Below are 11834 nucleotides of genomic sequence, written 5' to 3' on the forward strand. Positions count from 1 at the left end.
ATCCTCCCCATGATATTCGCTTCCCCTCTCGTCACCGGCCGGCTCGTCCAACGCTACAAGCGTTTTCTCGCTGACATTATTCTGGACGACGGCAATCCGATCACGAGCTCGGTTCCCAATACCGGCTCCATGCTTGGCCTGACGGATCCGGGCATCAGGGTGTGGCTGTCGATTTCAGACGGCTTGAAACGCAAGTATCCTCACACTTTGCAGCTGGTTGAAGCGCAAGGCATCATGGTTGGCATCAATACGGGCCTGCCAAACCGCATTGCCGAAGAAGCGATCCTGTCGGGTCTCCTGCCCTCGTTGAGCGGCTATGCGGAGTTTAAGCGCGAGCAAAAATACGGGACGAATTCGCGCATCGATATACTTTTGCGCGACCCAAATCGTCCTGACGCCTATGTCGAGGTCAAGAACGTGCATTTTTCAAGGTCTGCCGGACTTGCAGAATTTCCCGATTCTCCAACAGCACGAGGCGCAAAACATCTGGATGAGCTTGGCAACATGGTTGAAAACGGTCATCGTGGTATCATGCTTTATGTCATCCAGCGCGGAGACTGCGAACGTTTGAAAATCTGCGGCGATCTCGATCCTGTTTATGCAGCGGCTTTCGAACGGGCGATGCGGCGCGGGGTTGAAGCTTACGCAGTAAAATGCCACATCACACCCACGGGTATCGCTGCTATCAGCACAATGCCAATTATCGATTGACGCCAACCGGAAAGAATATGGTTACCTATCTCGACGCACAGAGCGCGCCCTTGAAAAATACCGGGCAGATCAGGCTGCACGGCCCGGAAGGGTTTGAGGCGATGCGCAAGGCTTGCCTGTTGACCGCACGCTGCCTGGATGAACTCGCGTCCATCGTTGCGCCGGGCGTCACAACCAACACCATCGATCGTTTTGTCTTCGAATTCGGTGCGGATCACGGCGCTCTGCCTGCCACACTCAATTATCGCGGTTATACGAAGTCTAGCTGTACCTCGATCAATCACGTGGTTTGCCACGGTATCCCCGACGACAAGCCGCTGCGAGAAGGCGATATCGTCAATATCGACGTGACCTATATCCTTGATGGCTGGCATGGCGATTCCAGCCGCATGTACCCGGTTGGCGAAATCAAGCGCGCGGCCGAGCGCCTGATGGAAGTCACGCATGAGAGCCTGATGCGCGGCATTGCCGCCGTGCGTCCTGGCGCGCGTACCGGCGCTATCGGCGCAGCCATCCAGACCTATGCGGAATCAGAACGTTGCTCGGTTGTGCGGGATTTCTGCGGCCATGGTGTCGGCCGGCTTTTCCACGACGCCCCGAACATCCTGCATTACGGCACGCCGAATGAAGGCGTCGAACTGCGCGAGGGCATGATCTTCACCATCGAGCCGATGATCAATCTCGGCCGTCCGCATGTGAAAGTGCTCGCCGATGGCTGGACAGCTGTTACGCGCGATCGTTCGCTTACGGCGCAATATGAGCATGCGGTCGGTGTCACCAAGGACGGCTGCGAGGTTTTCACCCTGTCTCCTGTCGGCCTGTTCGCGCCGGGATTGAAACTCGAATAGGATGGTAGCTCAATGAGCGAAGAAAAGCCGGAACAGACTTTCTTCTTCAACGAGCCCTCCGCAAAACTCTCTCCCAAACAACCACCCGTTGCAGCGGATAGCGTCGTCCGCAACGCGGAGCAGAAGAGCGATTCTGAAGGGGAACTTCCGCATTATCATGGGCATCGCGAGCGGGTAAGACAGCGGTTTCAAAAAGTCGGGCATGCGGGATTTGCCGACTACGAAATGCTGGAAATATTGCTGTACCGATCGATCAAGCAAGGCGATACGAAACCTCTGGCCAAGGCCCTCCTGGCTCGCTTCGGATCACTGGCAGAGGTCCTTGGCGCTCCAGAACATCTTTTGCGCGAAGTGAAGGGGTGCGGTCCGGCCGTGACCTTCGACCTCAAGCTCGTCGCCGCGCTAACCCACCGCGTGATCCGCAGCGACATTCGCGAAAAGACGGTGTTGAGCTCATGGCAAGGTCATGGATTATTGCGTCGCGGCGATGGCATATGAGTCGCGCGAACAATTTCGTATCCTGTTCCTGGACAAGAAAAATGCTTTGATCGCCGATGAAGTGCAACAGGTCGGGACAGTGGACCATACACCAGTCTATCCGCGCGAGGTCATTGCGCGAGCGCTGCAACTCGCTGCGAGTGGCATCATCCTCGCGCACAACCACCCTTCCGGTGACCCCACCCCCTCAAAAGCCGATATCGAAATGACGAGGACAATCGCCAATATCGGAGCGCAGATGGGTATTGTCGTGCATGATCACATCATCATCGGCAAGAACGGCCATGCCAGCCTGAAGGGCCTCAAACTTTTCTGAGACAACCGGAAACGCGATCAAAAATGTGCGGTCAGTACGAATTCCGCTATGATAATCCCGGCGAGATCTGAGCGGAGTGCAAAATCATGCTGCAAGCCTGTTTGAACGGCGGACGAACCCGGGACTTTCATGCTGCAGTCCCTTTTACCGCGGCAGAACTCGCCCATGATGCGGCGCAAAGCGTCGCTGCTGGCGCACGGGAACTTCATGTACACCCACGCGGTGCGGATGGTGCCGAGAGCCTTGAGCCCGATGATGTAGCTCAGGCAATTCTGGCAATCCGTACCAGCGTCCCCGGTATTCCCGTTGGACTATCCACCCACTGGCGCATTCCGCCCGGAGGCAAGGCCCGGCAAAGACCGATTGAGCAATGGTCCGTGCTGCCGGATTACGTTTCCATCAACCTCATTGAAGAGGACGCAGCGGAAATGATCTCGCTCGTCCTGGGTAAAGGCATGGGCATCGAAGCCGGCCTGTGGTCCGTGAGCGACGCGGAACGCTTTGTCGGGCTGCCCGACGCTGCAAAATGCCTGCGCGTGTTGATCGAGATCAATGAACAGGACGCTGAAGAAGGTCTCTCCGCCGCAACCGGCATCATATCCGTTCTCCAGCAAGCTGATTTTACGCTTCCAATTCTGTTGCATGGCGACGAAGCCAGTGTATGGCCGATGTTCACAGAGACGATGGCGCGCGGCTATGACAGCCGCATTGGCCTTGAGGACGGCAGACTACTGCCATCGGGCAAGATGGCCACCGACAATGCCGATATCGTCCGCGCAGCTGTTTTGCTGGCACGGGCTTATTGAACTGCCTGCGTAGCCGCATCAACAAAAAAGGCCGCTTGAAGCGGCCTTTTTCAGATCATTGGTTGAGGCTTATGCCTCGTCGTCTGTCTTCTTCTTCGCGGCCTTTTTCGGCGCCGCCTTCTTGGCAGGCTTCTTGGCTTCATCCGACTTGGCGTCAGCCTCGTCATCGGCCATCAGCGCTTCCTTGGTCACCTTCTTGTCGGTGACGTTGATGTTCGACAAAAGGTGGTCGACTACCTTTTCCTCGAAGATCGGAGCGCGCAGATTGTTGACCGCTTCCGGAGTCTTGCGGAAGAATTCATAGATCTGCTGTTCCTGACCGGGATACTGGCGAACCTGATCGTAAACGGCACGCTGCAGCTCGTCTTCGGTCACTTCGATACCGGCCTTGTTGCCGATTTCCGAAAGAACGAGACCGAGACGAACGCGGCGTTCAGCCAGCTTGCGGTACTCGTCGCGAGCCTCTTCTTCCGTCGTGTCTTCGTCTTCGAAGGTCTTGCCGGCTTCCTGCAGGTCGTGGCCGATCTGTGCCCAGATGTTGTTGAACTCGGCATTGACCAGACGTTCTGGCGACTCGAACTGATATTCGCTGTCGAGCGCGTCAAGTATCTGGCGCTTCACCTTTTGACGAGTGAACTTGCCGTACTGGCTTTCGATCTGCTCGCGGATGACCTGACGCAGGCGATCGGCGCTCTCGATGCCGAGCTTCTTGGCAGTCTCGTCATTGATTTCGAGTTCGCCCGGCTTGGCAACTTCCTTGACCGTTACGTCGAAGGTTGCATCCTTGCCTGCAAGATGGGCTGCCTGGTATTCCGCCGGGAACGTGACCTTGATCTGCTTTTCATCGCCGGCCTTGGTGCCGATCAACTGATCTTCGAAGCCCGGGATGAACTGGCCGGAACCGAGGACCAGCGTCGCATCGCTATCGGCACCGCCATCAAACGGAACGTCGTCGACCTTGCCGAGGTAATCCATCGTAATGCGGTCGCCGCTTTCAGCTTTGCCCTTCTTCGTCTCGAAGGTCTGGGCAGAGCTCGCAACGCGCTTGACCTGCTCTTCGACTTCCTCGTCAGAAACGTCAACGACTTCGCGCGTGACGTTGATCTTGGAGGTGTCCTTGATCTCGATGGCAGGCAGAACTTCATAATTCAACGAGAATTCGAAATCGGCCTGACCGCTCAATACCTTGTCCGCTTCCTTCTCGTCTTCGGTCATGACGACCTCAGGCTGGGTAGCCGACTTTTCATTGCGCTCGGCAAGGATCGTGCGTGAAGAATCGCTCAAAATCTCGTTGACGACTTCAGCCATGAATGACTTGCCGTACATCTTGCGCAGGTGCGCCATCGGCACTTTGCCTGGACGGAAACCATTGATGCGCGCTTTTGCGCTGGCGCCTTGTAGGCGTTCGGAAAGCTTTGCTTCCAGATCCTTGGCCGGAACAACGACCTTGATCTCGCGCTTCAGCCCTTCATTGAGCGTTTCAGTAACCTGCATGTCCAAACCTTCACTTTTTAACATTCGTCCCGCCGTCACCGGCTCTTTCGCCAAATTGCGGGAGAAAAACTCATGCCGTCGTGGCTTCTGGTTCAGATGGAGTGAGCCATGCTCTACCATCCGCATTGATTTTATTGGTTTATTTCTAACTCAACTTCGTTTTATAGCTTCGATTGTACCACACAATCCGGCACAAAGTTACGGAAGAAACAGTACCCTTACCGACTGGTCGCTCCCTTTACTTGCCTTACGTATAAAAATCAATGGTGGAGCATTGCGGGGGATGAAATTGCTTGTCACCAGTGAATTGCCACCTGCGATTGCAGGGTGACAACGAAATCGAACTGTGCAAATCTGCCCTCACGGGGTTTTGAAACAGATCGATTATGACCACGCCTTGTCCGAAAGTCGTCGTATTCGAAGCTCTGTGAACTGACTTGCAATATTAGATTGATCGTCCGCGGAAACCTGTCTTCGAGCCATTCAATCGATTGAGCAGATTGGCATTTTTCCCCGTACCACACACTGGAAGTCTCATTGCCATGGAGGCCTATCCCTTGTCACGCGCGTTGTTTACAGCCTTAAAATTTGGTTTTACCGCCGCTACGTTGTCGGCATCGGCAGCCCTCGCCCAAGAAGCCGCGGCTCCACCTCCTCCCCCGACTGTAACGGTTGCAAAGCCTGTCGTGCGCGACGTGGTCGATAGCGACGAGTTTATCGGACGATTTGAAGCCGTCGATCAGGTTGCCGTCCGTTCGCGTATCGATGGATATCTCGATACAGTTCACTTCACCGATGGCGCATTGGTAAAGAAAGGCGATCCGCTCTTCACGATTGACCAGCGGCCTTATGTCACCGCGCTGGCACAGGCAAAATCATCGCTCGAAGTTGCCAAGACAACGCTGACCTACGCTGAGGCACAGTACAAGCGGACGGAGTCGCTCACCGGCAGCGGCACGCTGTCAGTATCGACGCTCGATGACCAGCGGCGGGCTTTCCTGGCGGGCCAAGCCAGTGTGGCTGGCGCTGAGGCAGCGGTAGACGGTGCTCAACTCAATCTTACATATACCCAGATCACTGCCCCGCAGGATGGCCGCATCGATCGCCGGCTGATTTCAGTGGGCAATCTGGTCAATGCCAACGACACGATCCTGACCACCATCGTCTCGCTTGATCCCATCGATTTCTACTTCGACGTCGATGAGCGCAACCTGCTCAACTATGCGCGGACGGCGCGCGAACGCGGAAGCAACTTGCAGGAGGGCGGCGGCGGCCTCGACGTCACCGTCAAACTCACTGACTCCAACGAACCTCCGGTCAAGGGCAAACTCGACTTTGCTGAAAATCGGCTCGATGACGCGACAGGCACAATGCGGGTTCGCGCTCGCTTCGCCAATCCCAAATTCATTCTGCAGCCGGGGCTTTTCGGCCGCGTCGAAGTGGCCGCTTCGAACACCTATAAGGGGATTTTGGTTCCTGACGAAGCTGTCGGCTCGGACCAGAATGAACGCGTTGTCTTTGTCGTCGCTGAGGACGGCACTGTCACGAGCAAGCCGGTTCGCCCAGGTCCCAAGCTTTATGGCTACCGCGTCATTCGCGAGGGGCTGACAGGTGATGAGACAATCGTCATCAATGGGTTGATGCGCGTTCGCCCCGGCGGCAAGGTTAAACCCGAACTCGTCCAGCTTCCGCCAGAGGCGAAGACGGCGGAGGCCAGTCAATGAGATTTGCGCATTTCTTCATCGATCGGCCGATCTTTGCATCTGTCCTTTCGATCGTGCTGCTGCTTGTCGGCAGCATTGCCTATACTCAGCTCCCCGTCGCCCAATATCCAGAAATCGCTCCGCCGACCATCGTGGTGCGAACGTCCTATCCGGGCGCCGATGCGGAAACCATCGCGAATACGGTGGCGACGCCGATCGAGCAGCAGATCAACGGCGTCGAGGACATGCTTTACATGTCATCCTATTCGACAGCCGACGGCTCGATGTCGCTGACCATCACCTTCAAACTCGGTACCGATCTCGACAAGGCACAGGTCCTTGTGCAGAACCGTGTCGCGATCGCTGTGCCGCAGCTGCCGGAAGACGTCCAGCGCAACGGCATAACCACGACGAAAAGCTCGCCTGACCTGATGATGGTCGTGCACGTGCTTTCGCCGGATAACCGCTATGATCAGCTCTACGCGTCGAACTATGCCAATACCCGCATCCGCGACGTACTGCTACGGCTCGACGGCGTCGGCGATATCACCATTTTCGGTGAGCGCCAATATTCGATGCGCGTCTGGCTCGATCCGCAGAAGCTGGCCGCCTATAGCATGACATCGGGCGATGTGGTGCAGGCCTTGCGTGACCAGAACGTACAGGTCAATGGCGGTGAAATCGGTGGCCCGCCAACGTCCGGTACGAACGCCTTTCAGTATACTGTCACGATGCAGGGCCGGTTCGAAGATGCAAGACAATTTCGCTATGTAATCGTCAAGACCGGCGCAGACGGCCGCTTGGTCCAGTTACAGGATGTTGCCCGCATCGAACTTGGTGCGAAAGACTATGTGACCAACAGCTATCTCGATGGCAGTCCCGCCGTTGCGCTCGGTATTTTCAGCCGGCCCGGCACCAATGCGCTTGCAGCTGCGGCGACCATCAAATCCACAATGCAGGAGCTTGCCAAGGATTTCCCTCCAGGGCTCAAATACGACATCGTCTATGATCCGACGGAATTCATCGCCGAGTCGATCAATGATGTTTACACGACGATATTCGAAGCAGTGATTCTCGTTGCGCTTGTCGTGCTCGTCTTCCTGCAATCGTGGCGTACCGCAATCATTCCTATCGTTGCCATCCCGGTCTCGTTGATTGGCACGTTCGCCATTCTTTTGGCATTCGGCTTTTCGCTGAATATGCTGACCTTGTTCGGTCTCGTCCTCGCCATCGGTATCGTCGTCGATGATGCGATTGTCGTCGTCGAAAACGTGGAACGAAACCTGGCATCTGGCATGACGCCAAAGCAGGCGTCGCATACCACCATGGATGAAGTGGGCACCGCTGTTATCGCCATCTCACTGGTGCTGATCGCGGTGTTCGTACCAACGGCTTTCATTCCCGGCATTTCCGGCCAGTTCTACCTGCAATTTGCCGTGACGATTTCTGCGGCGACAGCGATTTCGGCTCTCAACTCGCTCACGCTTTCGCCCGCCCTGGCAGCAATTGTCCTGCGTCCACACGATCACGCGGTTTCCAACAATCCGCTCGCGCGCTTCGGGCGAAGTCTCGCCAACGGCTTCAACAGAGGCTTCGATAGAATGGCATCGGGCTATTCCTGGATCGTAAGGCACCTTGTGGGATCGACGATCGGCCTCCTCGCCTCACTTCTCGTGTTCGTCGGACTGCTTGGAGCCACATGGTACATGTCGAATCTGGTACCGCGCGGCTTTATTCCCCAGATGGATCAGGGCTATGCCATCGTCGTTATCCAGCTACCGGACGGCGCTTCCCTCGCCCGCACCGACGCGGTGGTCCAAGAGGCCTCGAAGATCATCCGTGGCATCCCCGGCGTCAGGAACTCGGTCGCCTTCGCCGGCTTCAGTGGCGCGACCTTCACCAATGCTTCGAATGCCGGCGTTGTTTTCGCGCCGTTCCAGCCGTTTGACGAGCGGATCAAGAATGGGCAGTCGGCGACTTCGATCATTGGCCAGATCTATGGAAGTCTGCAGAGCATTCAGGAAGCCTTCATCATCGCGGTGCCGCCGCCATCCATTCGCGGTGTCGGCAACGCCGGTGGTTTCAAGATGCAGCTCCTCGATCGCGACAGTTCCGACATGCGCCGCGTTCTGGGCCTGGCACAACAGATGATGGGAGAAGCCAACCAGACACCTGGCCTTACCGGCGTCTATACGACGTTCTCCGCCTCAAGCCCGCAATACTTCCTTGAGATCGATCGCGACAAGGCTCGGGCATTGAACGTGCCCATTCCGAACATCTTTGAGGCGCTATCGATCAATCTCGGCACGTCTTATGTGAACGATTTCAACGCTTACGGCCGTGTTTATCAAGTGCGCGCGCAGGCCGATCAACAATTCCGCGTGGATCGCGCGGACATTCTCGCGCTGAAGGTTCGCTCGGCGACTGGCGCGCTGGTCCCGCTGGGTACACTTGTCGAAATCAGGGATACAACCGGTCCATCGCTCGTGCAGCGGTATAATATGTACGTGTCGGTACCTCTCCAAGGCAATTCTGCCCCCGGAGTTTCTACCGGTACAGGGCTCGACAAGATGGAAGAGCTTGCGGCGAAAACCTTGCCGCCCGGCACAACCTTCAACTGGACCGAGCTTGCATTGCAGGAGAGAAGCACCGGGAATACGGCGATACTGATTTTTGGTCTTTCCGTTGTCTTCGTCTTTCTTGCGCTGGCTGCCCAATATGAAAGTTGGGTCCTGCCGCTGGCGATCATCCTGATCGTTCCATTGGCCGTGCTGGCAGCACTCATCGGCGTGCATCTGCGAGGTATGGACAACAATATCCTGACGCAGATCGGGCTTGTCGTCCTGATTGGTCTGGCGGCGAAGAACGCGATTCTCATCGTCGAATTCGCCCGACAACACCAGGAGGAAGGTGCCACGCCGGTCGAAGCGGCCATCGAGGCCAGCCGTCTGCGCCTGCGTCCGATCCTGATGACCGCCTTCGCCTTCATCTTCGGCGTTGTCCCGCTGATGATCGCACAGGGACCAGGTGCCGAAATGCGCCAGTCGCTCGGTACGGCGGTGTTTTCGGGCATGCTCGGTGTTACGTTCTTCGGCCTGTTCTTGACACCGGTGTTCTACGTCGCACTCCGGTCTTTCGGTCGCAAACGTAAAATGGCAGTGGAAGAAGCCCCCGCCGCCCAGTAGCAAAAAAGGCGCGAGGCCTTTCGAGCCTCGCGCCGCAAACAGCTGTTCCCCGCTTAGTTACTGTTACGTACTTTCTTCGAAATTCGTGAACATGCATGCTGCGCTTGCGCGGACAGCATTGGCCGCGTGGGATGAATGGTCGACCGCGGCCATGAAGCACTGAAGGGAACGGAACAAATGGCCGACGCAATACACCCGGCAGCGATCGAACATCTGCCGGTTTTTATCACCGCCCCCGGTCAAACCGACTGGCTGTTTAACGGGGTCGTCGTGTTCCTGTTGGCAATGATCCTCATCGTCGGCAATTTCTATTTCCGGCTGCATGCCCTACCGGAGCAAATGGCGCATCGGGGGAAAAAGGTGCAAATGGAGATTGTGGCCGTCCTGGCGCTCATTTCCCTGTTTACCCACAACCATATCTTCTGGATCGCCGGCCTGTTGCTGGCATTGATTGATTTTCCGGATTTCTCCTCGCCTATGGTTTCAATTGCGCAGTCGCTCGAGAAACTCTCCGGGCGCGCTAGAACCGGCGAGGATGAGGCAATAGTCTCCCCGCCTGAACCGGAGCCAAAATCTGACACCTCAGGTGGGGGTATCTGAGTCATGTTTGAGCTACTTCTCTGTTCAATGCTGACAGTCTTTCCGGACTACCTTTACCGCCGTTATGGCCAGGGAAGGCGTCTCGGCCGGGAGATCACTCTCTATACGGTGTGGTATGAGCTGCGCTGGGGCATAACTGCGTGCCTTTTACTTACTGTTGCGTTGATTACAGTCATTTTTTATTTTCATCCTTCGACGACGAGCGTCACCGCAGTATTCCGGACAGTTACCATTCTCCCCGAAACGACGGGCCGTGTCGCCGAAGTGTTTGTCGGGATCAATACAAAGGTCGAAGCTGGTGCGCCGCTATTCCGGCTCGACAGTTCCGAACAGGAAGCCGCTCACGAAACGGCACAGCGCCAAATCGATGAGGCCATTGCCCAGACCGCGGTGGCGCAAACGGAACTGGCGGGTGCGGATGGGCTCATTCAGCAGGCGCAGGGTTCATACCAGCAGGCTCTGGATGAACTCGCAACCAGGCAAGAGCTTTTACGGCGCAGGGCGGACGTTTCGGTTCGGGAGGTGGAGCGATTGCAAATCACCGCCGACACCCGAAAGGGAGCGCTCGACGCCGCTATCGCCAACAAGCGGACAATAGAGACAAAACTTTCAACGCTGTTGCCCGCCCAGAAGGCGAGTGCAGAAGCGGCCCTTAAGCAGGCACAGGTCGAACTGGATAAAACCGTGGTTCGGGCCGGTGTGGCCGGAACGGTCCAACAGTTTACATTGCGGCCCGGCGACATTGTAAACACGATGATTCGCCCCGCCGGGATCCTCGTTCCCCAAGAGGCTGGACGCGTGGCGCTGATTGCCGGTTTTGGTCAGATCGAGGCGCAGGTGATGAAAAAAGGCATGATTGCCGAAGCAACATGTATCGGGAAGCCCTTTACGATCATCCCAATGGTGGTGACCGACGTTCAGGATGTGATTGCGGCGGGACAGCTTCGGCCGACGGACCAGCTGATCGATGTTCAGCAACTTGCGCGGCCGGGCACGCTCACGGTCTTCCTGGAGGCACTTTATCCGGGGCAACTGGCGGGAATTCCGCCAGGCAGCAGCTGTATCGCAAACGCGTACACCAACAACCACGACGCGCTTGCAGCGAAGGATATTGGCACGGGGAGATGGATGTTCCTCCACATGGTCGACACAGTCGCGATCGTGCATGCCATGATCCTTCGAATGCAGGCTCTGATGCTGCCCGTCCAGACCTTGGTGTTGGGTGGCCACTAGACCAATTTTTTCTCAATGAATGTCGGGGTCGGAGGCCTCGACACGTCCTTTGCCGGATAACAAGGCGAGAATGAAGCCCGGTATCGGCCAGCAACTGTCACAAAAGCCTAGCGTGCTATTGCTTATAGCCCTTTGCCTGCATGCATGCATTGACAAGATTGGCCTGTTCCTTAGCCCTCGCAGAACTGTCAGTGGCTAGGGCGGCGGTTGAACCGGCAGCCTGATATTTGCATTCCGCCATATCCTTGTTCGCGGGTGTGACAGGTTCTTCGCTATGGACCCACTTCTTCTCGGAAGAAGCGCATGCCGCGAGCACCATCATTGGAATGACAAACAGTAAAATCCGGCTCTTGGAGAGATTTTTGGAAGTATTGGATGAATCTGAAACCGCGTTGGACATCGTGAGAATCCTCTATTTAATTTGCCTAGTGACCAAAGTC

The 11834-nt window shown here is 56.4% G+C and carries 10 protein-coding genes and 1 pseudogene; 9 read left to right on the top strand and 2 right to left on the bottom strand.

The features are described from left to right. Window positions 1–9 precede the first annotated feature (9 nt). The 4 genes and pseudogenes from sfsA (at window position 10) to FHS21_RS18970 (ending at window position 3179) form a co-directional block, all read left to right on the top strand. A complete protein-coding gene (gene sfsA / locus FHS21_RS18955; RefSeq protein WP_112530377.1) occupies window positions 10–711 on the top strand; it encodes a DNA/RNA nuclease SfsA in 702 nt (233 codons plus the stop codon). A 17-nt stretch (window positions 712–728) separates the two neighbouring features. Continuing rightward, a complete protein-coding gene (gene map, locus FHS21_RS18960) occupies window positions 729–1559 on the top strand; it encodes a type I methionyl aminopeptidase (protein WP_112530375.1) in 831 nt (276 codons plus the stop codon). 12 nt (window positions 1560–1571) lie between these two features. Then, window positions 1572–2373 (top strand): annotated as a pseudogene (radC, locus tag FHS21_RS18965) (RadC family protein). Between the two features lie 86 nt (window positions 2374–2459). Next, window positions 2460–3179: a 3-keto-5-aminohexanoate cleavage protein gene (locus FHS21_RS18970; protein ID WP_112530373.1), complete on the top strand. Its 720-nt coding sequence runs from the start codon at window positions 2460–2462 to the stop codon at window positions 3177–3179. Between the two features lie 69 nt (window positions 3180–3248). Here FHS21_RS18970 and tig read toward each other — a convergent pair whose 3' ends face one another. After that, window positions 3249–4673, bottom strand: a complete 1425-nt coding sequence (gene tig / locus FHS21_RS18975; protein WP_183663684.1) for a trigger factor — start codon at window positions 4671–4673, stop codon at window positions 3249–3251. On the opposite strand from tig, the gene FHS21_RS18980 reads away from it, so the two are divergent. The 5 genes from FHS21_RS18980 to FHS21_RS19000 all read left to right on the top strand — a co-directional run bounded on the left by FHS21_RS18980 (window position 4672) and on the right by FHS21_RS19000 (window position 11394). Then, on the top strand, window positions 4672–5004 hold the full coding sequence (locus tag FHS21_RS18980) for a hypothetical protein (protein WP_183663686.1): 333 nt from the start codon (window positions 4672–4674) through the stop codon (window positions 5002–5004). The two genes, tig and FHS21_RS18980, sit on opposite strands and share 2 nt — an antisense overlap. 211 nt (window positions 5005–5215) lie before the next feature. Continuing rightward, the gene (locus FHS21_RS18985) at window positions 5216–6397 is read left to right on the top strand and encodes an efflux RND transporter periplasmic adaptor subunit (protein ID WP_112530369.1); all 1182 of its coding nucleotides are present in this window, start codon (window positions 5216–5218) and stop codon (window positions 6395–6397) included. Continuing rightward, on the top strand, window positions 6394–9561 hold the full coding sequence (locus FHS21_RS18990; RefSeq protein ID WP_112551605.1) for an efflux RND transporter permease subunit: 3168 nt from the start codon (window positions 6394–6396) through the stop codon (window positions 9559–9561). Before FHS21_RS18985 ends, FHS21_RS18990 begins: the two co-directional genes overlap by 4 nt. A 177-nt stretch (window positions 9562–9738) precedes the next feature. Further along, complete coding sequence (locus tag FHS21_RS18995; protein ID WP_112530432.1) at window positions 9739–10161, top strand: hypothetical protein; 423 nt, start codon at window positions 9739–9741, stop codon at window positions 10159–10161. 3 nt (window positions 10162–10164) lie between these two features. Continuing rightward, entirely contained in the window at window positions 10165–11394 is a 1230-nt protein-coding gene (locus FHS21_RS19000; RefSeq protein ID WP_112530365.1) for an HlyD family secretion protein, read from the top strand. A 115-nt stretch (window positions 11395–11509) separates the two neighbouring features. On the opposite strand, the gene FHS21_RS19005 is transcribed toward FHS21_RS19000, so the two are convergent. Beyond that, complete coding sequence (locus FHS21_RS19005; RefSeq protein WP_112530363.1) at window positions 11510–11794, bottom strand: hypothetical protein; 285 nt, start codon at window positions 11792–11794, stop codon at window positions 11510–11512. Window positions 11795–11834: the final 40 nt, after the last annotated feature.

The sequence above is a fragment of the Phyllobacterium trifolii genome (genome assembly GCF_014192095.1).
GTDB classification, from domain to species: domain Bacteria; phylum Pseudomonadota; class Alphaproteobacteria; order Rhizobiales; family Rhizobiaceae; genus Phyllobacterium; species Phyllobacterium trifolii.

Coding starts and splice junctions, on each gene's coding strand:
- sfsA (WP_112530377.1), top strand. CDS start 10: ATGATATTCGCTTCCCCTCTCGTCACCGGCCGGCTCGTCCAACGCTAC.
- map (WP_112530375.1), top strand. CDS start 729: ATGGTTACCTATCTCGACGCACAGAGCGCGCCCTTGAAAAATACCGGG.
- FHS21_RS18970 (WP_112530373.1), top strand. CDS start 2,460: ATGCTGCAAGCCTGTTTGAACGGCGGACGAACCCGGGACTTTCATGCT.
- FHS21_RS18980 (WP_183663686.1), top strand. CDS start 4,672: ATGTCCAAACCTTCACTTTTTAACATTCGTCCCGCCGTCACCGGCTCT.
- tig (WP_183663684.1), bottom strand. CDS start 4,673: ATGCAGGTTACTGAAACGCTCAATGAAGGGCTGAAGCGCGAGATCAAG.
- FHS21_RS18985 (WP_112530369.1), top strand. CDS start 5,216: ATGGAGGCCTATCCCTTGTCACGCGCGTTGTTTACAGCCTTAAAATTT.
- FHS21_RS18990 (WP_112551605.1), top strand. CDS start 6,394: ATGAGATTTGCGCATTTCTTCATCGATCGGCCGATCTTTGCATCTGTC.
- FHS21_RS18995 (WP_112530432.1), top strand. CDS start 9,739: ATGGCCGACGCAATACACCCGGCAGCGATCGAACATCTGCCGGTTTTT.
- FHS21_RS19000 (WP_112530365.1), top strand. CDS start 10,165: ATGTTTGAGCTACTTCTCTGTTCAATGCTGACAGTCTTTCCGGACTAC.
- FHS21_RS19005 (WP_112530363.1), bottom strand. CDS start 11,794: ATGTCCAACGCGGTTTCAGATTCATCCAATACTTCCAAAAATCTCTCC.